Genomic DNA, 21,244 nt, shown 5'->3' with positions numbered 1-21,244 from the left:
AGGCAGACCGTCCTTAGGCCAGGGCCGGCGAGACCGGCCGAGAGCGCAGGGAGAACGTAGGTGGCACGGATCGGCGACGGCGGCGACCTACTCAAGTGCTCCTTCTGCGGCAAGTCGCAGAAGCAGGTCAAGAAGCTCATCGCGGGCCCAGGGGTCTACATCTGCGACGAGTGCATCGATCTCTGTAACGAGATCATCGAGGAGGAGCTGGCCGAGTCCGGCGAGGTCAAGTGGGAAGAGCTTCCCAAGCCGATGGAGATCTGCCAGTTCCTGGACTCGTACGTGGTCGGCCAGGACCACGCCAAGAAGGCGCTCGCGGTCGCCGTCTACAACCACTACAAGCGGATCCAGGCGGATGCCGCCGGCGCGCCCGGGGCAAACGAGGCCGTCGAGGTCGCCAAGTCGAACATCCTGCTGATCGGGCCTACCGGCTGCGGCAAGACCCACCTCGCGCAGACCCTCGCCCGGATGCTCAACGTGCCGTTCGCCATAGCGGACGCGACCGCGCTGACCGAGGCCGGCTACGTCGGCGAGGACGTCGAGAACATCCTGCTCAAGCTGATCCAGGCGGCCGACTACGACATCAAGCGGGCCGAGACCGGGATCATCTACATCGACGAGGTCGACAAGATCGCCCGTAAGTCGGAGAACCCGTCGATCACCCGGGACGTCTCCGGCGAGGGCGTCCAGCAGGCCCTGCTGAAGATTCTCGAGGGTACGGTGGCCAACGTGCCGCCCCAGGGCGGGCGTAAACACCCGCACCAGGAGTTCATCCAGATCGACACCACCAACGTGCTGTTCATCTGCGGCGGTGCGTTCGCCGGCCTGGACCAGATCATCGAGTCGCGCACCGGGCAGGGCGGCACCGGCTTCGGGGCCCGGCTCCGGGCAGTGTCCGAGCGGTCCACCGACGACATCCTCACCCAGGTGATGCCGGAAGACATGCTCAAGTTCGGGTTGATCCCGGAGTTCATCGGCCGGCTCCCAGTGATCACCAACGTCCGCAGCCTGGACCGTGAGGCCTTGGTCCGGATCCTGACCCAGCCCCGCAACGCCCTGGTCCGCCAGTACCAACGTCTGTTTGAGTTGGACAACGTCGAGCTGGAGTTCGATCCAGGCGCGTTGGAGGCCATCGCTGATCAGGCGATGCTCCGCGGCACCGGTGCCCGTGGCCTGCGGGCGATCATGGAGGAGGTGCTGCTCTCCGTGATGTACGAGGTGCCGAGCAACCCGGACGCCGCCAGGGTCCTGATTACCCGCGAGGCAGTGCTGGAGAACGTCAACCCGACGATCGTGCCCCGGGAGTTCACCGGCCGGCGTCGGCGCGACCGCGAGGAGAAGTCGGCCTAGCCGCAACGCAACCAGGGAGCACCGCCGTGCGTGTCGCTGTCTGCCAGCTGAACAGTCGCTCCGATCAGGCCGCCAACTTGGCGACCGCGTACGGTCTGCTCTCGTCGGCCGCCGCCGGCGGCGCCGATCTCGCGGTGCTTCCCGAGTACGTCGATTACCTCGGCACCGCGGCAGGGCTGCCCGCCCCCGAGCCCGTCGACGGCACGGTCGGACGGTTCTTCGCCGACGCCGCGCGCGATCTCGGGATGTGGGTGGTTGTCGGCTCCTACCACGAACGCGGGCCCGATCCGGACCGGACGTTCAACACCTGCCTGGTCTTCGACCGTGGCGGCCAGCTGGCCGCCACCTACCGGAAGATCCACCTGTACGACGTCGAGATTCCCGGTCGGGTCTCCTACCACGAGTCGAGCAGGGTGGCACCCGGTGCCGACCCGGTCGTGGTGGAGTGCGACGGCATCCGGATCGGTCTGTCGATCTGTTACGACCTGAGGTTCCCTGAGCTGTACCGGCGGCTGGCGACCGAGCTGGGCGCCCAGGTCCTGGTGGTGCCGGCAGCGTTCATGCTGCACACCGGGCGGGACCACTTCGAGGTTCTGCTCCGCGCCCGGGCGATCGAGAACCAGTGCTACGTGTTGGCGGCCGGCCAGATCGGCGAGCATGAGCCGGGCCGTACCTGTTTCGGCCGCAGCATGGTGGTCGACCCTTGGGGCGTCGTCGTCGCCCAGGCGCCGGATGTCCCCGGTGTCGTATTCGCTGATCTCGACCCAGAGCGGGTGGAGTCCATCCGGCGCGAGCTGCCGAGCCTGGCTAACCGCCGGTTCTGACGCCGGCGGGCGACGAGTGCCGCCGGGACCGCCGGCTACGTCGGCCGCAGCGTCAACCACCAGAGGTGAGTACGCCGATCACCGCGAGGCTGATGATCGTGCCGCCGAGGATCAGCAGCGCCTTCGTCATCCGGGACGGCCCGCGAAGGATGAGCCGGTGGATCGAGACGATCACGGCCACCACCACCACAGCGCCGATCACGATCTGCCAGAACGGCAGCAGTAGGGCGGAGATGGCGTCGATGGCCTGTGGTCCTTCGACAGTCATGAGAGCCACTGTTACACGGTCGGCCGCTGCGCGGGGGACCGGCGGCCAGCTCGAAGAGGTCGGCGTCGCCGAAGGGGCGCACCGCAACGCGGCATTTCCGGTACCCAGGAACCTCACGCCGCGTAGGTCAGCCGCCGGACAGCTGGCCGAGTCAGGACCCGAACCCATCCGGTTGCACCCGCACTGACCTGTGCATACGTGGAACACGCCAGGAATCTTCAAGATCAACTTGCGTTCCGCCGCGGCGCCGCGTAACTTTCTCTCTGTCAGCGGGACACGGACAAAACGGCCGGAAACGCAGACAGCCAGGATGGGGTGGGAGACCACCGAACCAGACTGGGCGGGCGGTGCGACTCACCGGCAAGCCGGACTTGAGATTGCGAAACCGACCGGGTAAGGTAGGAAGCCGGCAGGGAGCCGGGCCGAGCCTCGGGTAACGAGGCGGGCCGGTCTGCTGGACACCCCGACCAAAGACAGCCGCGAAGCGGCTGGATCAAGCGCGGGGGAATCCGGGTGGTGCGAGAGAGTGAAACTGGCTCTTGACAACGCGAAGCCAACCGGGTAGGGTAGAGAAGTTGCCCGGCGGAAGTCGGGTGGGACGGATGGCCCTGGTGGGGTTGCCTGCTTGGTGTGGGTGGTTCTGCTGGTGTGTGTTTGTTCTTTGAGAACTCAACAGGGTGCTTGATAAGCCAGTGCCAAAGTTTGTTTGGTTCCCGGCTGGTTGACTGCTGCGTTTGTGGTGGTTTTCTGGTTGGTGATTCCTTGGCATTTTATAATGCCGGGTTTGATTTCTTCACAAGTTTTTGTTGGAGAGTTTGATCCTGGCTCAGGACGAACGCTGGCGGCGTGCTTAACACATGCAAGTCGAGCGGAAAGGCCCTTCGGGGTACTCGAGCGGCGAACGGGTGAGTAACACGTGAGCAACCTGCCCCAGGCTTTGGGATAACCCCGGGAAACCGGGGCTAATACCGGATATTACATGCTGCCGCATGGTGGTGTGTGGAAAGTTTTTCGGCTTGGGATGGGCTCGCGGCCTATCAGCTTGTTGGTGGGGTGATGGCCTACCAAGGCGACGACGGGTAGCCGGCCTGAGAGGGCGACCGGCCACACTGGGACTGAGACACGGCCCAGACTCCTACGGGAGGCAGCAGTGGGGAATATTGCACAATGGGCGGAAGCCTGATGCAGCGACGCCGCGTGAGGGATGACGGCCTTCGGGTTGTAAACCTCTTTCAGCAGGGACGAAGCGTAAGTGACGGTACCTGCAGAAGAAGCGCCGGCCAACTACGTGCCAGCAGCCGCGGTAAGACGTAGGGCGCGAGCGTTGTCCGGATTTATTGGGCGTAAAGAGCTCGTAGGCGGCTTGTCGCGTCGACTGTGAAAACCCACAGCTCAACTGTGGGCTTGCAGTCGATACGGGCAGGCTAGAGTTCGGTAGGGGAGACTGGAATTCCTGGTGTAGCGGTGAAATGCGCAGATATCAGGAGGAACACCGGTGGCGAAGGCGGGTCTCTGGGCCGATACTGACGCTGAGGAGCGAAAGCGTGGGGAGCGAACAGGATTAGATACCCTGGTAGTCCACGCTGTAAACGTTGGGCGCTAGGTGTGGGGGGCCTCTCCGGTTCTCTGTGCCGCAGCTAACGCATTAAGCGCCCCGCCTGGGGAGTACGGCCGCAAGGCTAAAACTCAAAGGAATTGACGGGGGCCCGCACAAGCGGCGGAGCATGCGGATTAATTCGATGCAACGCGAAGAACCTTACCTGGGTTTGACATGGCCGCAAAACCTGCAGAGATGTGGGGTCCTTCGGGGGCGGTCACAGGTGGTGCATGGCTGTCGTCAGCTCGTGTCGTGAGATGTTGGGTTAAGTCCCGCAACGAGCGCAACCCTTGTTCGATGTTGCCAGCGCGTTATGGCGGGGACTCATCGAAGACTGCCGGGGTCAACTCGGAGGAAGGTGGGGATGACGTCAAGTCATCATGCCCCTTATGTCCAGGGCTTCACGCATGCTACAATGGCCGGTACAATGGGCTGCGATACCGTGAGGTGGAGCGAATCCCAAAAAGCCGGTCTCAGTTCGGATCGGGGTCTGCAACTCGACCCCGTGAAGTCGGAGTCGCTAGTAATCGCAGATCAGCAACGCTGCGGTGAATACGTTCCCGGGCCTTGTACACACCGCCCGTCACGTCACGAAAGTCGGCAACACCCGAAGCCGGTGGCCCAACCCCTTGTGGGAGGGAGCTGTCGAAGGTGGGGCTGGCGATTGGGACGAAGTCGTAACAAGGTAGCCGTACCGGAAGGTGCGGCTGGATCACCTCCTTTCTAAGGAGCGCTCTCCCGGCGAAGGTCGGGTAGGGAGCCTGCCGCCTCCGAGTGTGGGGTGGGGGTGCTCATTTGGCGGAGACACTGGTGAGTTCGTGTCGGCAACGGCTGATGCTGCTAGTACTGCTTCTGCTTTCGGGTGGGGGTGTGGAGGGTGGTGTTGGTGCGGCTGGTGTGGATGGTGGGCATCCTGTTGGGTCCTGAGGGAACAGGCCACGTGGTGGGTTGTTGTCTCTGGTGCCAGGCGCGGCCTGGTCTTGCATACCGGCCATCGTGTGTGGTGGTGCTGGTGTGGGGCTGGGGGTTGCGGGTTGGTCGTTTGTTGAGAATTACACAGTGGACGCGAGCATCTTTGTGGTCAAGTTGTCAAGGGCGAACGGTGGATGCCTTGGCACTAGGAGCCGATGAAGGACGTGGGAGGCCGCGATAGGCCTGGGGGAGCTGTCAACCGAGCTGTGATCCCAGGGTGTCCGAATGGGGAAACCTGGCATCAGTCATGTGGTGTCACCTGCACCTGAACTCATAGGGTGTGTGGAGGGAACGCGGGGAAGTGAAACATCTCAGTACCCGCAGGAAGAGAAAACAATAGTGATTCCGTGAGTAGTGGCGAGCGAAAGCGGATGAGGCTAAACCGGCTGCGTGTGATACCTGTCAGGGGTTGCGTGGTCGGGGTTGTGGGACTCTGCTGATCGGACTGACATTCGGTCGAGAAGTGATAAAGCCAGTTGTTAGCTGAATGGTGTGGAAAAGCCAGCCGTAGACGGTGATAGTCCGGTAGGTGAAAACTTCTGGTCTTCTGTGGATGTTCCCGAGTAGCGGCGGACCCCTGAAATCTGCCGTGAATCTGCCAGGACCACCTGGTAAGCCTAAATACTTCCTAGTGACCGATAGCGGACGAGTACCGTGAGGGAATGGTGAAAAGTACCCCGGGAGGGGAGTGAAATAGTACCTGAAACCGTTCGCCTACAATCCGTCGGAGCCTTTCGGGGTGACGGCGTGCCTTTTGAAGAATGAGCCTGCGAGTTAGTGGCATGTGGCGAGGTTAACCCGTGTGGGGTAGCCGTAGCGAAAGCGAGTCTGAAGAGGGCGTTTGAGTCGCATGTTCTAGACCCGAAGCGGAGTGATCTAGCCATGGGCAGGCTGAAGCGCGGGTAAGACCGCGTGGAGGGCCGAACCCACCAACGTTGAAAAGTTGGGGGATGACCTGTGGTTAGGGGTGAAAGGCCAATCAAACTCCGTGATAGCTGGTTCTCCCCGAAATGCATTTAGGTGCAGCGTCGCGTGTTTCTTGCCGGAGGTAGAGCACTGGATGGTCTAGGGGGCCTACAAGCTTACCGAAATCAGCTAAACTCCGAATGCCGGTAAGTGAGAGCGCGGCAGTGAGACTGCGGGGGATAAGCTTCGTAGTCGAGAGGGAAACAGCCCAGATCACCAGCTAAGGCCCCTAAGCGTGTGCTAAGTGGAAAAGGATGTGGGGTCGCTTAGACAACCAGGAGGTTGGCTTAGAAGCAGCCACCCTTTAAAGAGTGCGTAATAGCTCACTGGTCAAGTGGTTCCGCGCCGACAATGTAGCGGGGCTCAAGCACACCGCCGAAGCTGTGGCATTCACGCGTGTACTTTGCTGATCCTTTTTTGGGTTGGTGCAGGTGTGTGGATGGGTAGGGGAGCGTCGTGCCGGGGGTGAAGCAGCGGGGTGACCCAGCTGTGGACGCGGCACGAGTGAGAATGCAGGCATGAGTAGCGAAAGAAGGGTGAGAAACCCTTCCGCCGGATGACCAAGGGTTCCAGGGCCAGGCTAATCCGCCCTGGGTGAGTCGGGACCTAAGGCGAGGCCGAGAGGCGTAGTCGATGGACAACGGGTTGATATTCCCGTACCCGCGAAGGAGCGCCCATGATGAACCTCGTTGTGCTAACTGCCCGAACTTGGTGAGGTTTTCGGACTGATCTGAGGGAGCGCGGGAACCTGGCGGGTAGTAGTCAAGCGATGGGGTGACGCAGGAAGGTAGCTGATCCCGGCCGGTGGTTGTGCCGGGGTAAGCGTGTAGGCTGCATCATAGGTAAATCCGTGGTGCGTGAGGCTGAGACGTGATGCCGAGCCGATTCAGGTGAAGTCAGTGATCCTATGCTGCCGAGAAAAGCCTCTAGCGAGCTTCTAGCGGCCCGTACCCCAAACCGACACAGGTGGTCAGGTAGAGAATACCGAGGCGATCGGGCGAACTGTGGTTAAGGAACTCGGCAAATTGCCCCCGTAACTTAGGGAGAAGGGGGGCCGGAGACGTGAAGCTCTTTTCGGGTGGAGCGTTGTATGGCCGCAGAGACCAGGGGAAAGCGACTGTTTACTAAAAACACAGGTCCATGCGAAGAAGTAATTCGATGTATATGGACTGACGCCTGCCCGGTGCTGGAACGTTAAGGGGACCGGTTAGCTCTTCGGGGCGAAGCTGAGAACTTAAGCGCCAGTAAACGGCGGTGGTAACTATAACCATCCTAAGGTAGCGAAATTCCTTGTCGGGTAAGTTCCGACCTGCACGAATGGCGTAACGACTTTCCTACTGTCTCAACCACAGGCCCGGCGAAATTGCATTACGAGTAAAGATGCTCGTTACGCGCGGCAGGACGGAAAGACCCCGGGACCTTTACTATAGCTTGACATTGGTACTCGAATTAGCTTGTGTAGGATAGGTGGGAGACTGTGAAGCTGGTACGCCAGTATCGGTGGAGTCGTTGTTGAAATACCACTCTGGTTGATTTGGGTTTCTAACTTCGGACCGTGATCCGGTTCAGGGACAGTGTCTGGTGGGTAGTTTAACTGGGGCGGTTGCCTCCTAAAGGGTAACGGAGGCGCCCAAAGGTTCCCTCATCCTGGTTGGCAATCAGGTGTTGAGTGTAAGTGCACAAGGGAGCTTGACTGTGAGACTGACAGGTCGAGCAGGGACGAAAGTCGGGACTAGTGATCCGGCACTTGCGTGTGGAAGCGGTGTCGCTCAACGGATAAAAGGTACCCCGGGGATAACAGGCTGATCTTCCCCAAGAGTCCATATCGACGGGATGGTTTGGCACCTCGATGTCGGCTCGTCGCATCCTGGGGCTGTAGCAGGTCCCAAGGGTTGGGCTGTTCGCCCATTAAAGCGGTACGCGAGCTGGGTTTAGAACGTCGTGAGACAGTTCGGTCCCTATCCGCCGCGCGCGTAGGATACTTGAGAAGGGCTGTCCCTAGTACGAGAGGACCGGGACGGACGAACCTCTGGTGTGCCAGTTGTCCCGCCAGGGGCACGGCTGGTTGGCTACGTTCGGAAGGGATAACCGCTGAAAGCATCTAAGCGGGAAGCTCGCTTCAAGATGAGGTGTCCCACCCACTTTGTGGGGTAAGGCTCCCAGTAGATGACTGGGTTGATAGGCCGGAGATGTAAGCCAGGTAACTGGTTCAGTTGACCGGTACTAATAGGCCGAGGACTTGACTTCGAAGATGTACGCGTCCACTGTGTGATTCTGGGCAAACGAACACTTGTGTGTGTTTGGTTTGTTGTTAGGGTTACGGCGGTTATGGCGGAGGGGAAACGCCCGGTTACATTCCGAACCCGGTAGCTAAGCTCTCCAGCGCCGATGGTACTGCACTCGTGAGGGTGTGGGAGAGTAGGTCACCGCCGGACATCTTTACTTGTGGGCCACCCGTACGGGTGGCCCACAAGTGTTTTCCGGGAAAGTCCGCAGACGACGGCCCCCGGACAGAAGGCACAGACCCCCGCACCGGCGGTGCCGAGAACCGCGGCGCGGACGTCAGCTCCGCTGCTGGAGGTCCACGCGCAGGTCCGCGAGCAGCGCGGCGGACTCGTCGACGGTGCGTCCAGGGAACAGTGCCACCGCGATGCTCCCGTGGTCCGCCCACCCGCAGACCGGCATCTCCTGGTCGTCGGTGGGCGTGCTGCCGCACTTCATCACCCCGCCGTACGTCCCGGCCGGCACCCGGTGGACGCCGGCCACCGAACCCTCCTCGTCACCGACGATCTCCAGCAGCGCGTCCAGGTCGTGCTCGGGTGACCACAGCAGGGCGGTGCCACCGAAAACCAGAACGCTGCGGTCCGCCGCCGACGGATCCCGGTAGACCGCGGCCGTGCTGTGGTCCAGGTCGATTCCGGCGGCGAAGGCACTGTGCAGGTAATCGGCCGTACCCCTGGCCTGTTCTCCGTCGTCGCGGACGAGCCCGGCCGCCTCGTCCGGGGCGCTCAGGCTGGCATCCTTCTGCGCGACGATGCGCAGCCCCGTCGAACCGAGCAGACCGGCGCCCAGTACACCGATCGCGGCGAGCGAGCCGATGACGGCGACGCGCCGACCGCGCCCGGCCAGGACACCTCGGCTGCGGCCGTGTCCGTCGCCCGGCGTCGGCAGGGCGTCCGGGGTGACGTCGAACGGTTCCTGACGGTCTTCCGGTTCCTGGTGAGCCGGCCGCCGTCCGCCGAATATGTCGTCGACCATGCCCGACACCGTACGTCACCGGGCCAGCCGAGCGGTGGGTGTGGCCCGTCGGCCCGCCAAGTGGGCCGAGGCCGCCGGTCAGCCGCGACCGGGCCTGCGTGAATCCAGGTGCGCTGGCTCCGTAAACTCGATGGGTGACCGAAACTTCGCAACCCCATCACGACGCTGCCCCCATGTTGCCGGCCCAGTACGCTCCGGGCGAGGTCGAACATCGGCGGTACGAGCGGTGGGTAGCCGAGGGGTACTTCCGAGCCGACGCGGGCAGCGGGAAGCCGCCGTTCACCATTGTGGTGCCGCCGCCGAACGTCACGGGGTCGCTGCACGTCGGGCACGCACTCGACCACTCGATCCAGGACACACTGATCCGACGCAAGCGGATGCAGGGCTTCGAGGCGCTCTGGTTGCCCGGCATGGACCACGCCGGGATCGCCACCCAGAACGTCGTGGAGCGACAGCTCGCTGCCGAAGGGCTGTCCCGGCACGACCTTGGCCGGGAGCAGTTCATCGACCGGGTCTGGCAGTGGAAAGCGGAGTCGGGCGGCACCATCCTCGGGCAGATGCGCCGTCTCGGTGACTCGGTCGACTGGGACCGGGAGCGTTTCACGATGGACGAGGGTCTGTCCCGGGCGGTGCAGACCATCTTCAAGCGTCTCTACGACGGCGAGCTGATCTATCGCGCCGAGCGCATCATCAACTGGTGCCCGCGGTGCCGAACCGCCCTGTCCGACATCGAGGTGGAACACAGCGACGACGACGGCGAGCTGGTTTCCATCCGGTACGGCGAGGGCGACGCGTCGATCGTGGTGGCCACCACCCGGGTCGAGACGATGCTGGGCGACACCGCTGTGGCGGTGCACCCGGACGACGACCGCTACCGTCATCTCGTCGGCACCGAGGTTGAGCTGCCGTTGACCGGTCGGCGGATCCCGATCGTCGCGGACGCGCACGTCGATCCGACGTTCGGCACGGGCGCGGTGAAGGTGACCCCGGCGCACGACCCCAACGACTTCGAGATCGGCCAACGGCACGGGCTGCCGAGTCTGACCATCCTTGACGAGCGGGCGGTGGTCACGGCGGCCGGACCGTTCGAAGGACTCGACCGGTTCGAGGCGCGGCCGGCGATCGTCGCGGCGTTGCGGGCCGAAGGGCGGGTGGTGGCCGAGAAGCGGCCGTACGTGCACGCGGTCGGTCACTGTTCGCGGTGCCGGACCACGGTCGAGCCGCGGCTGTCGTTGCAGTGGTTCGTCCGGACCGGCCCGCTGGCGAAGGCGGCCGGGGACGCGGTGCGTGACGGTCGGACCCGGGTGGAGCCGCCGGAGCTGGCCGCACGCTACTTCGCCTGGGTCGACAACATGCACGACTGGTGCATCTCCCGGCAGCTGTGGTGGGGGCACCGGATTCCGGTCTGGTACGGCCCGGCGGGCGAGGTCGTCTGCGTCGGACCCGACGAGCAGCCGCCGGCCGGTGCCGGCTGGCGGCAGGACGAGGACGTCCTCGACACCTGGTTCTCCAGCGCGCTGTGGCCGTTCTCCACGCTCGGCTGGCCGGACCAGACCGACGACCTGCGGACCTTCTACCCGACCAGCGTGCTGGTGACCGGCTACGACATCCTGTTCTTCTGGGTGGCCCGGATGATGATGTTCGGGCTGTACGCGATGGAAGGCCGGCAGCCGTTCGACGTGGTGGCCCTGCACGGCATGGTCCGGGACCAGTTCGGCAAGAAGATGTCCAAGTCGTACGGCAACGTCGTCGACCCGCTCGACTGGATCGACCGGTTCGGTGCCGACGCAACCCGGTTCACCCTGGTCCGGGGCGCCAACCCGGGCGCCGACGTGCCGATCAGCGAGGAGTGGTGCCAGGGTTCCCGCAACTTCTGCAACAAACTGTGGAACGCCACCCGGTTCGCGCTGCTCAACGGCGCGCACCTGACCGGCGACCTGCCCGATCCGGCGGATCTGGGCATGACCGACCGGTGGATCATGTCCCGACTGCAGGAGGTGACAGCGCAGGTCGACCAGCAGTTCGAGGCGTTCGAGCTGGCCAAGGCGTGTGACACGCTTTACCACTTCGCCTGGGACGACGTCTGCGACTGGTACCTGGAGCTGAGCAAGCCGGTGCTGGGCGCTGGCGGGGAGGCCGCTGACCGGACCCGCCGGGTGCTCGGCCACGTGCTCGACCAGCTGCTGCGGCTGCTCCACCCGGTTACCCCGTTCGTCACCGACGAGTTGTGGTCGGCGCTGGCCGGGTCGGGCCAGCCGGTGGCCGGCAGTCTGATGGTGGCTTCCTGGCCGGTCGCCGATCCGGCGTGGCACGATCCGGCGGCGGAGGCGGAGCTGGCCGTGGTGCAGCGGGTGGTCACCGAGGTCCGCCGGTTCCGGTCGGATCAGGGGCTGCGGCCAACCCAACGGGTCAGCGCCCGGCTGACCGGTCTGGCCGACGCGGGCGTCGGCGGGCACGAGCCGCTGATCCGGTCGCTGACCCGGCTGGACGAACCGGCCGTCGAGTTCTCGGCCACCGCGAAGCTTGCCGTGACCGCGCAGGTCGGGGTCGAGTTCGACACCCGCGGTTCGATCGACGTGGCGGCTGAACGCGCCCGGTTGACCAAGGACCGGTCGGCGGCCAAGCGGGAAGCCGAGCAGTGTCGGGCCAAGTTGGGCAACAGCGCGTTCGTCGACAAGGCACCTGCCCCGGTGGTGGACAAGATCCGTACCCGGTTGACGGCGGCCGAGGCGGAGCTGGCCCGCATCGCCGGAGCGCTCGCCGCGCTGCCGGCCGCCGACGGTGAGCAGTCGTGACGGTACGTCGACCTGGAGCCACCGGCGGCGCGAAGCAGCGGCCGGGTGGCGAGTTCGCGCGGGTCGAGCAGGAGCTCGCCGACCGGGGCTTCACCAGGATGGTGTTCGACCTGGACCGGATCGGCCAGCTGCTGGACCTGCTGGGCAGCCCGCAGCGGGCGTACCCGTCGATCCATCTGACCGGGACCAACGGCAAGACCTCGACCGCCCGGATGATCGACTCGTTGCTGCGGGCCTTCGGGCTGCACACCGGCCGCTACACCAGTCCGCACCTGGAGACGGTGCGGGAGCGGATCAGCCTGGACGGTGAGCCGGTCAGCGAGGAGCGATTCGCCGCAGTGTACCGGGAGGTCGCGCCGTTGGCCGGCCTGGTTGACAAGCAGGCAGCGGAGCCGCTGACGTACTTCGACACGACGACCGCGCTGGCGTTCGCGACGTTCGCCGACGCCCCGGTCGACGTGGCGGTGGTGGAGGTCGGGCTGGGCGGCGCCGAGGACGCCACCAACGTGCTGTCCGCCGGTGTCTGCGTGATCACGCCGATCGGTCTGGACCACACCGAGTGGCTGGGTGACACCCTCACCGACATCGCCTGGGCCAAGGCCGGCATCGTGCACGCCGGGTCGACGGTGGTCACCGCGGTGCAGCCGGAGGAGGCGGCCGGGCCGATTCTGGACCGGTGCGCCGAGGTGGGGGCAACCATCGCCCGGGAGGGCGGCGAGTTCGGAGTGGTCCACCGCGCTGTCGCGGTCGGCGGGCAGATGCTCACGTTGCAGGGGCTCGGCGGCCGGTACGACGAGGTGTTCCTGCCGCTGCACGGGGCGCATCAGGCGCAGAACGCGGCGTTGGCGCTGGCGGCGGTGGAGGCGTTCCTCGGTGCCGGTCCGGGCCGGACGTTGGACGCCGAGCCGGTCCGGCAGGGCTTCGCCGGGGTGTCGTCACCGGGCCGGCTGGAGCGGGTACGCAGCGCGCCGACGATCCTGCTCGACGGCGCCCACAACCCGCACGGGATGGCGGCTACGGTCGCCGCGGTGCAGGAGGAGTTCGCGTTCCGGCGGCTCGTGGTGGTACTCGCCGTGCTGGCCGACAAGGACGCCGAGGCGCTGCTGGATCTGCTGGAGCCGGTGGCGGACGCGCTGGTGGTGACCGGCAACACGTCGCCGCGGGCGATGCCGGTCGGTCAGTTGGCCGGCCTCGCGGTCGAGGCGTTCGGCGTGGACCGGGTACGGGTGACCCAGCAGATGCCGGACGCGATCGAAGCGGCGGTGGAGCTGGCCGAGGCCGACCTCGACGGGGAGCTCAGCGGGGTGGGGGTCCTGATCACCGGGTCGGTGGTGACGGTGGCCGACGCACGCCGGCTGCTGACCCGGTGAGCGACGGCCCGGTGAGCGACGAATCCGTGAGCGACGACCCAGCCGGGCTGCCGCCGCGTCGGTCCGGGTTGCGCAACCCGTCGGCCGCCGCGCGCGGGCTCGGCGCGGCGACTCTCGGCCTGGAAGCGTTGGTGCTGGTGCTGGCGATCCAGCCGATCCGGATGCTGGGCGACGGCTCCGTCCCGGCGGCCATGGTGGCCAGCGCCGTCCTCGCCGTCGGCGCGGTGCTGCTCGCCGGTCTGCTGCGGCGCCGCTGGGCCTGGTACGCCGGCACCGTGCTGCAGGGGCTGGTCCTGCTCGCCGGTCTGCTGCACTGGTCGCTGCTGGTGGTGGGGGTGCTGTTCGGCATCGTCTGGGCGTACGTGTGGCACGTCCGGCGGGTCATTCTCAGCTGACCACAGCCGTCGCCGGGGTCACTGCGACACGTCGGCGTCGGACGTCGGCTGGTCGCGGTCACGCCACTCGATGATGGCGATGCCGTGGCCGTCCGGGTCGCGGAAAGCGGCTGCCCACAGCTCCAACCGGGCACCACGGTTGACTGCCCGGGGCGCGTAGGTGAACCGCACCCCTTTGGCCTTGAGTTCGTCGTGCATCCGTTGCAGGCCGTCGACTTCTAGGTTGAGGTGCATGAGCCGACGGTTGACCGGGGCGACCTCGGGCACCGACCGCAGCACCAGGCGGGTCTGCCCGGAGGCGAGCACTGCGTTTCCGTCACCGCCGTCGATCTCGAAGAAGCCGAGCATGTCGCGGTAGAACTCGACCGACCGGTCGAGGTCCGCGACGAGCAGGGTCAGACCGACGCCGTGAATCGGCCCGTGATCGTCGGCCGGTTCGCCGGCCAGGGTGTCGGGGCCGGCGGCGGCCAGGTCGGCGAGCGGTCCGTCCGGGTCGGGCACCGACCCGCCGTCGGGGTCGTCTGCGTCCGGGTCGGGCTGGTCGGCCAGCGCCGTCCCAGTGGCGGTCGGTGACTCGGCGCGGGCCTCGGCGGCGGCCCGGCCCCGGTCCGCTCCGGCGGTGACCGTGCCGGCCTCCGGCTCGGCGGGTGGGGAGTACGGCCGTGGCCGGGCACGGCGCGGCAGCGGCACCGGCTGCGGGTCCACCACCGTGCCGTCCACCACCTTGTGGCCGCCCGGAGACTGGCTCACCACGACGGGGTCGCCGACCTTGCCGGGGTCCTTGCCGGGGTTGCCGGGATCCTCCGGCTCGGACGGTTCGATGTCCGGGTCGAACCCTGGGGTGGCGAAGTCCGGGCGGGGGTTCTCCGCCGGGTCGCGTTGGCGCTGACGCGGATCGTCGGCCGGACCGGCGGGCTCGGCCGGATCGTCGTCGCGCAGCCCCGCACCGAGATCGGCGGTCCGGGTGGTGTCCGGGTCGAGGAACAGGTCGTCGGAGCGTCGCCGCACCCACGGCGGCTCCTCATCGACGTCGAGCAGGTCGTCGTCGAGGGTGCTGAAATCGGGCTCGTCGAACTCCGGCGGCAGGTCGGCCCGCTGCGCGGCGGCTTCGGCGTGGGTGAGCACGTCGTCCCAGATGATCCGTACGTGACGTTGGTCGTCGATGGCGACCATGATCGGCAGCGTGGCACCGGGGTCGGGCCACTTCGCCACCGGCACCCGGGGGTCGCGGACCTTGACCGACCGTGGCGGTACGCCCGGCGCGTCCACCAGGATCTGCAGTTCGCAGCGGCCGTAGGTGGAGGAGGCCGGCGGCTCGGAGACGCTGCGGACGTGGGCGATGCCAGCCACCCAGGCGCGCTCAGTGCCGGGGAACGCGGTGATCAGCACCAGGCTGACCGCGAGCACCAGCAGCGCCACGCCCAGCGCGGCGATCGCCCAGCTGGTCATGCCTGCGCCGAAGAGGATGATGAACGTGGCGAAAGTGCCCAGCACCGTGCCGATGAGCTTGCGGGCGGTGGAAACCGATCGATGGCCGTTCGCCACAGTAGACCTCCCTGCGTCAAGGCCAGGCTAGGCCGGGCCCGGCGAGGATGGAAGAGCCACGACCGGTGGCGTCGGTAGCCGCCGGTCCTCGTCCGTCCCCTGGCCCTCCATCATGACGCGCGGGGCGGCGTGGACCCACTAGGCTGGCAGCGCCAGTCCGTACCGGATCGCTCCGCAGGGGAGCGCTGCCGGTCCGTCGATAAGGAGCCAGCGTGTCCAGCCCCACCGATGTCGAACGTACCCTCGTGTTGATCAAGCCGGACGCGGTCCGGCGCGGCTTGGTCGGCGAGATCCTCGGCCGGTTCGAGCGTAAGGGACTGTACCTGGTCACCCTGCAGTCGCGCCGGATGGACGAGGACCTGGCCGGCGCGCACTACGCCGACCATGTGGACAAGCCGTTCTACCCGCCGCTGAAGGAGTTCATGACCGGCGGGCCGCTGGTCGCCCTGGTGCTCGCCGGTGACCAGGCCATCGATGTGGTCCGTGGGCTGATCGGCACCACCGACGGGCGAAAGGCGACGGCCGGCACCATTCGCGGCGACCTGGCGCTGTCCAACCGGGAGAACCTGGTGCACGCCTCGGACTCCCCGGAGAGCGCGGCCCGCGAGATCAAGCTCTGGTTCCCCGACCTGGGCTGACCCCGGTCGATCAGCCGCAGGTTGTCGGCCGGTTCGTGTGCTGGCCACCTGATTCGGGGGATCTCGCCACATTTCATCGATAGACCTCTTGGGGACACCGGACTTCCCAGGAGGATTCGATGAACCCATTCGACCGCCGTACCCTGCTGCGGGCCGGACTGGCCGGCGGCACCGGACTCGCTGGCGGCGCGCTGCTCGGCGGAGCCGGCGCGGCCGCCAGCGGGCCCGCAGCGTCGGGCCGGCCTGCGGCGCCGGCCTGGCACCCCACCGGCCGGCCGGTGCTCACCCACGGCGTCCAGAGCGGCGTGGCCGGCCCCGGCGAGGCCGTCGTCTGGACCCGCGCGGACCGGGTCGGCCGGCTGATCGTCGAAGTCGGCCGCCGGCCGGACCTGCGCGACGCCCGGCGGGTACGCGGCCCGGTGCTCGACAGCCGCGGCGACTACACCGGCAAGGTACGGCTGCGTGGCCTGCCCGCCGGCGAGCGGCTGCACTACCGGGTGCGGGTGGAGAGTCTGCACCGTCCCAGCCTGGTCAGCGAACCGTTGACCGGTTCGCTGAGCACCGCACCCCGCGCCGGTGGTCACCACGGACACCACCGGGGCCGGCCGGTCGGCGGCACCCGGGGTCGGGTCGACAACGTGCGGTTCGTCTGGACCGGGGACATCGCCGGCCAGGGCTGGGGGATCAGCGAGGACTTCGGCGGGATGCGGATCTTCGAGGCGATGCGGCGTGGCCGGCCGGACTTCTTCCTGTGCAGCGGCGACACGGTGTACGCCGACAACCCGCTCGCTGAGACGGTGACCCTGCCGGACGGGCGGGTGTGGCGCAACCTGGTGACCCCGGAGAAGTCCAAGGTCGCCGAGACGCTCACCGAGTTCCGTGGCCAGTTCGCCTACAACCTGCTCGACGCGCAGCTGCGGTCGTTCGCCGCCGAGGTGCCGCAACTCAACCAGTGGGACGACCATGAGGTGACCAACAACTGGTACCCGGGCGAGATCCTCACCGACCCGCGTTACACCGAGACCCGGGTCGACGTGCTGGCCGCCCGGTCCCGGCAGGCGTTCCACGAGTGGCTGCCGACCCCGGACGACGGACCGCTGTACCGGGTGGTCCGCTACGGGCCGCTGCTGGACGTGTTCGTCCTCGACATGCGCACCTACAAGGACCCCAACGACGGCAACACCTACGCCGACCCGCATCGGGGCCTGCTCGGCACCCAGCAACGGCAGTGGCTGATCCGCGAGCTCACCCGGTCGACGGCCACCTGGAAGGTGATCGCCAACAACCTGCCGCTCGGTCTGATCGTGCCGGACGGTGGCGCAGCCCAGGAAGGCATCGCCCAGGGCGACGGCGGCGCGCCGGCCGGGCGGGAGCTGGAGTTCGCCGAGATTCTCGGCGCGGCGCACCGGGCCGGTGTCACCGGTATCGTCTTCCTCACCGCTGACGTGCACTACACCGCCGCCCATCACTACGATCCGGCACGGGCAGCGGTGGCCGACTTCACCCCGTTCTGGGAGTTCGTCTCCGGCCCGGCGCACGCCGGGGCGTTCGGCCCGAACACCCTCGACGGTACGTTCGGCCCGGAGGCGGTGTTCGTCAACGCCCCACCGCGGGTCAACACCTCACCGGCCGAAGGTTTCCAGCACTACGGCGAGGTGTTCGTCGACGGCGAATCCCGGGCGTTCACCGTGCACCTGCGCGACCGGGACGGCCGTTCGCTCTGGTCGGCCACCCTGCCGGCCCCGTCCGCCCGCTGAAACCGGAAGTGGCAGGCGGACGGAAACCAGCTCGACGGGTGGGATACGCTCAAAACTGAAGGCAACCCAAAGGCGACGACCCGGCCATCACCGGTGAGCCTCCGGAAGAACCGGCTACCACTGCCCGGCAGCGGCGGCCCCAGTAGAACCGGACGGGTCCGGCCCGTCACAGCCGGCCGATGAGCGGGCGGTCGCGCACCTCGGCGACCGCCAAGCGAGGTGGTACCGCGGCCCACCGTGGCGACGTCCGGCAGCAGTCGGCGACCGCCCGACGGGTTCGTCCTCGCAGACCACGAGACAGTGAGCTGCGCGAGGAGAGGGCACCACCATGGCGTACCCGATGACCGACCCCGCCACCGGCGTGCCGGCCAGTCCGGACCTGCCCCAGGTGGAGCGCCGTGTCCTGGACTACTGGACGGCGGACAAGACCTTCGAAGCCAGCGTCGACCAGCGTGACCCGGGTCCGGACGGCGCCAACGAGTACGTCTTCTACGACGGCCCGCCGTTCGCCAACGGCCTGCCGCACTACGGCCACCTCTTCACCGGCTACGTCAAGGACGTGGTGCCGCGCTACCAGACGATGCGCGGCCGGCGGGTCGAGCGCCGCTTCGGCTGGGACTGCCACGGGCTGCCCGCCGAGGTCGAGGCCGAACGCCAGCTCGGCATCTCCACGAAGGCGGAAATCGTCGAGCTGGGCATGGAGCGCTTCAACGACGTCTGCCGCAGCTCGGTGCTGACCTACACGCAGGACTGGGAGCGTTACGTCACCCGGCAGGCCCGCTGGGTCGACTTCGTCAACGACTACAAGACGCTCGACCTGGACTACATGGAGAGCGTCATGTGGGCCTTCAAGGCCCTGTATGACAAGGGGCTGGTCTACGAGGGCTTCCGGGTGTTGGCCTACTGCTGGCGCTGTGAGACGCCGCTGAGCAACACCGAGACCCGGATGGACGACGTCTACCGCGACCGGCAGGACCCGACCGTCACCGTCTGGTTCGAGCTGGCGCCGGCGCAGCCCGGTGGCGAGCCGGAACGGATCGGGGTGTGGACCACCACGCCGTGGACGCTGCCGTCGAACCTGGCCCTCGCCGTCGGCCCGGACATCGAGTACGCGGTGCTGCAGCGCGACGGGCAGCGGTACCTGCTGGGGGCGGCACGGGTCGAGGCGTACGCCAAGGAACTGGACGGGTTCGAGCGGGTCGGCACGGTCCGCGGCGCCGAGCTGGTCGGACGCCGCTACACCCCGCTGTTCGACTACCTGGTCGACCGGGCCGGCCCGAACGCCTACCAGGTCCTCGGCGCCGACTTCGTCACCACCGAGGACGGCACCGGGGTGGTGCACATGGCCCCGGCGTTCGGTGAGGACGACCAGAACACCTGCAACGCCGCCGGCATCCCGACGATCGTCACCGTCGACGACCACACCCGGTTCACCGCCCTGGTCCCGCCGTACGCGGGGGAGCAGGTCTTCGACACCAACAAGCCGATCATCCGTGAGCTGCGCGACCGGGGCCTGCTGCTGCGCCACGACACCTACACCCACTCGTACCCGCACTGCTGGCGCTGTGACACGCCGTTGGTCTACAAGGCGGTGTCGTCGTGGTTCGTGGCCGTGTCCACCTTCCGGGACCGGATGGTGGAGCTGAACCAGCAGATCTCCTGGACGCCGGCGCACGTAAAGGACGGCTCGTTCGGCAAGTGGCTGGCCGGAGCGCGGGACTGGTCGATCAGCCGGAACCGGTTCTGGGGCTCACCGATCCCGGTGTGGCGCTCGGACGACCCGGCCTATCCGCGGGTCGATGTGTACGGCTCGCTCGACGAGCTGGAGCGTGACTTCGGCGTACGCCCGGCCGACCTGCACCGGCCCGGCATCGACGAGCTGACCCGGCCCAACCCGGACGACCCGACCGGACGGTCCACGATGCGCCGGGTGCCGGAGGTGCTCGACTGCTGGTTCGAGTCCGGGTCGATGCCGTTCGCCCAGGTGCACTACCCGTTCGAGAACCGTGAGTGGTTCGAGCACCACTACCCGGGCGACTTCATCGTCGAGTACATCGGGCAGACCCGTGGCTGGTTCTACACCATGCACGTGCTGGCCACCGCGTTGTTCGACCGGCCGGCCTTCCGCAACTGCGTCAGCCACGGCATCCTGCTCGGCGCCGACGGGCGCAAGATGAGCAAGAGCCTGCGCAACTACCCGGACGTGTACGAGGTGTTCGACACCTACGGCTCGGACGCGATGCGCTGGATGCTGATGGCCTCGCCGGTGCTGCGCGGCGGCGACATGGCGGTGGTGGAGAGCGGCGTCCGCGACGCCGTCCGGCAGGTGCTGCTGCCGCTGTGGAACGTCTGGTACTTCTTCGCGTTGTACGCCAACGCGGAGGGCTACACCGCGACCCGGCGTACCGACAGCACCCACCTGCTCGACCGGTACGTGCTGGCCAAGACCGGTGAACTGGTCGACGAGGCCACCCGGCAGATGGACAGCTACGACATCTCCGGTGCCTGCGCCAGCGTGCGTACCTACCTCGACGCGTTGACCAACTGGTACGTCCGCCGGTCCCGGGACCGGTTCTGGTCCGGCGACACCGACGCGTTCGACACCCTGTACACCGTGCTGGAGACGCTCACCCGGGTGGTGGCGCCGTTGGCACCGTTGACCAGCGAGGAGATCTGGCGCGGGCTGACCGGTGAACGGTCGGTGCACCTGACCGACTGGCCGGCCGCCGGCGAGTTCCCCGCCGACCACGACCTGGTCGCGTCGATGGACGCGGTCCGCGAGGTCTGCTCGGCCGGGCTGTCGCTGCGCAAGGCCCGTAATCTGCGGGTCCGGCTGCCGTTGCCGGCGCTGACCGTGGCCAGCGCCGCCGCGCCACAACTGCGGCCGTTCGCCGACCTGGTCGCCGACGAGGTCAATGTCAAGTCGGTGGAGTTCACCGACGCCGTCGCCGACCACTGCCAGCAGGTGCTGACCGTGGTGCCCCGGGTGCTCGGCCCCCGGGTCGGCGGCCAGGTACAGGCGGTGATCCGGGCGGTGAAGTCCGGCGACTGGGCGCTGGGCGACGACGGCGCGCCGGTCGCCGCCGGGGTCCGGCTGGCCGACGGGGAGTACGAGTTGAAGCTGGTCGCCGCCGACCCGGAGCATTCCGCACCGTTGCCGGCCGGGCAGGGGGTGGTGGTGCTGGACACCACCGTCACGCCGGAGCTGGCCGCCGAAGGGCTGGCCCGGGACCTGGTCCGGGTGATCCAGCAGGCCCGGCGGGAGGCCGACCTGCGGATCACCGACCGGGTCCGGGTCACTGTGGTCGCCGGGGCCGAGGTGGCGGCGGCGGTACGGGCGTACCAGGACTTCGTCGCCGGTGAGGTGCTCGCCGACGAGGTGACGGTCGACCCGTCCGGGGCCGGCCCGGCGGGGGGATTCGCCGGTGAGGTGGGCGACGGTGAGCCGGTGTCGGTGCGGGTGCAGCGGGTCTGACCGGTCCGGGCGGGATCCCGTCCGCTACCGTGTC

General features: G+C 67.2%; 11 protein-coding genes and 3 rRNA genes. 11 read left to right on the top strand and 3 right to left on the bottom strand.

The features are described 5' to 3' along the window. Window positions 1-60: 60 nt before the first annotated feature. The gene (gene clpX, locus O7553_RS18900; RefSeq protein ID WP_281551039.1) at window positions 61-1,350 is read left to right on the top strand and encodes an ATP-dependent Clp protease ATP-binding subunit ClpX; all 1,290 of its coding nucleotides are present in this window, start codon (window positions 61-63) and stop codon (window positions 1,348-1,350) included. 26 nt (window positions 1,351-1,376) lie between these two features. Beyond that, the gene (locus O7553_RS18895; RefSeq protein ID WP_281551038.1) at window positions 1,377-2,174 is read left to right on the top strand and encodes a carbon-nitrogen hydrolase family protein; all 798 of its coding nucleotides are present in this window, start codon (window positions 1,377-1,379) and stop codon (window positions 2,172-2,174) included. A gap of 52 nt (window positions 2,175-2,226) precedes the next feature. On the opposite strand, the gene O7553_RS18890 is transcribed toward O7553_RS18895, so the two are convergent. Then, entirely contained in the window at window positions 2,227-2,442 is a 216-nt protein-coding gene (locus O7553_RS18890) for a hypothetical protein (protein WP_281551037.1), read from the bottom strand. A gap of 803 nt (window positions 2,443-3,245) precedes the next feature. Here O7553_RS18890 and O7553_RS18885 point away from each other — a divergent pair. The 3 genes from O7553_RS18885 (at window position 3,246) to rrf (ending at window position 8,412) form a co-directional block, all read left to right on the top strand. After that, window positions 3,246-4,762, top strand: a 16S ribosomal RNA gene (locus tag O7553_RS18885). Between the two features lie 356 nt (window positions 4,763-5,118). Then, window positions 5,119-8,224, top strand: a 23S ribosomal RNA gene (locus tag O7553_RS18880). 71 nt (window positions 8,225-8,295) lie between these two features. Beyond that, a 5S ribosomal RNA gene (rrf, locus tag O7553_RS18875) occupies window positions 8,296-8,412 on the top strand. Together the 16S, 23S and 5S rRNA genes form the textbook arrangement of a ribosomal RNA operon. Window positions 8,413-8,539: 127 nt before the next feature. On the opposite strand, the gene O7553_RS18870 is transcribed toward rrf, so the two are convergent. Next, complete coding sequence (locus tag O7553_RS18870) at window positions 8,540-9,235, bottom strand: hypothetical protein (protein WP_281551036.1); 696 nt, start codon at window positions 9,233-9,235, stop codon at window positions 8,540-8,542. Between the two features lie 173 nt (window positions 9,236-9,408). Between O7553_RS18870 and O7553_RS18865 the strand changes: the two genes are divergently transcribed. The 3 genes from O7553_RS18865 to O7553_RS18855 all read left to right on the top strand — a co-directional run bounded on the left by O7553_RS18865 (window position 9,409) and on the right by O7553_RS18855 (window position 13,795). Continuing rightward, window positions 9,409-12,030 (top strand): valine--tRNA ligase, encoded by a 2,622-nt coding sequence (locus tag O7553_RS18865; protein WP_281551035.1) that lies wholly within the window; start codon window positions 9,409-9,411, stop codon window positions 12,028-12,030. Window positions 12,031-12,128: 98 nt separating this feature from the next. Next, on the top strand, window positions 12,129-13,400 hold the full coding sequence (locus tag O7553_RS18860; RefSeq protein WP_281555665.1) for a folylpolyglutamate synthase/dihydrofolate synthase family protein: 1,272 nt from the start codon (window positions 12,129-12,131) through the stop codon (window positions 13,398-13,400). Continuing rightward, on the top strand, window positions 13,397-13,795 hold the full coding sequence (locus tag O7553_RS18855) for a DUF4233 domain-containing protein (RefSeq protein WP_348650053.1): 399 nt from the start codon (window positions 13,397-13,399) through the stop codon (window positions 13,793-13,795). Before O7553_RS18860 ends, O7553_RS18855 begins: the two co-directional genes overlap by 4 nt. Window positions 13,796-13,813: 18 nt before the next feature. Here the strand turns inward: O7553_RS18855 and O7553_RS18850 are convergent, their stop codons facing one another. Continuing rightward, the gene (locus O7553_RS18850; protein WP_281551033.1) at window positions 13,814-15,340 is read right to left on the bottom strand and encodes a VOC family protein; all 1,527 of its coding nucleotides are present in this window, start codon (window positions 15,338-15,340) and stop codon (window positions 13,814-13,816) included. A gap of 212 nt (window positions 15,341-15,552) precedes the next feature. Between O7553_RS18850 and ndk the strand changes: the two genes are divergently transcribed. From ndk to ileS, 3 genes are all read left to right on the top strand, one after another. Next, window positions 15,553-15,978 (top strand): nucleoside-diphosphate kinase, encoded by a 426-nt coding sequence (ndk, locus tag O7553_RS18845; protein WP_281551032.1) that lies wholly within the window; start codon window positions 15,553-15,555, stop codon window positions 15,976-15,978. A 119-nt stretch (window positions 15,979-16,097) separates the two neighbouring features. Next, a complete protein-coding gene (locus O7553_RS18840) occupies window positions 16,098-17,735 on the top strand; it encodes an alkaline phosphatase D family protein (RefSeq protein ID WP_281551031.1) in 1,638 nt (545 codons plus the stop codon). A 328-nt stretch (window positions 17,736-18,063) separates the two neighbouring features. Then, window positions 18,064-21,210, top strand: a complete 3,147-nt coding sequence (ileS, locus tag O7553_RS18835; protein WP_281551030.1) for an isoleucine--tRNA ligase — start codon at window positions 18,064-18,066, stop codon at window positions 21,208-21,210. The last annotated feature ends 34 nt before the right edge of the window (window positions 21,211-21,244 follow it).

It is taken from the genome of Solwaraspora sp. WMMA2059 (genome assembly GCF_027497315.1).
GTDB lineage: Bacteria > Actinomycetota > Actinomycetes > Mycobacteriales > Micromonosporaceae > Micromonospora_E.
The sequence above is the reverse complement of the archived record's forward strand: the minus strand, read 5'-3'. Positions and strand labels throughout refer to the sequence as shown.

Bases quoted from the DNA above. Each gene is read 5' to 3' on its own strand.
- O7553_RS18890 (WP_281551037.1), bottom strand. From the start codon at position 2,442: ATGACTGTCGAAGGACCACAGGCCATCGACGCCATCTCCGCCCTACTG.
- O7553_RS18870 (WP_281551036.1), bottom strand. From the start codon at position 9,235: ATGGTCGACGACATATTCGGCGGACGGCGGCCGGCTCACCAGGAACCG.
- O7553_RS18865 (WP_281551035.1), top strand. From the start codon at position 9,409: ATGTTGCCGGCCCAGTACGCTCCGGGCGAGGTCGAACATCGGCGGTAC.
- O7553_RS18860 (WP_281555665.1), top strand. From the start codon at position 12,129: ATGGTGTTCGACCTGGACCGGATCGGCCAGCTGCTGGACCTGCTGGGC.
- O7553_RS18840 (WP_281551031.1), top strand. From the start codon at position 16,098: ATGAACCCATTCGACCGCCGTACCCTGCTGCGGGCCGGACTGGCCGGC.
- ileS (WP_281551030.1), top strand. From the start codon at position 18,064: ATGGCGTACCCGATGACCGACCCCGCCACCGGCGTGCCGGCCAGTCCG.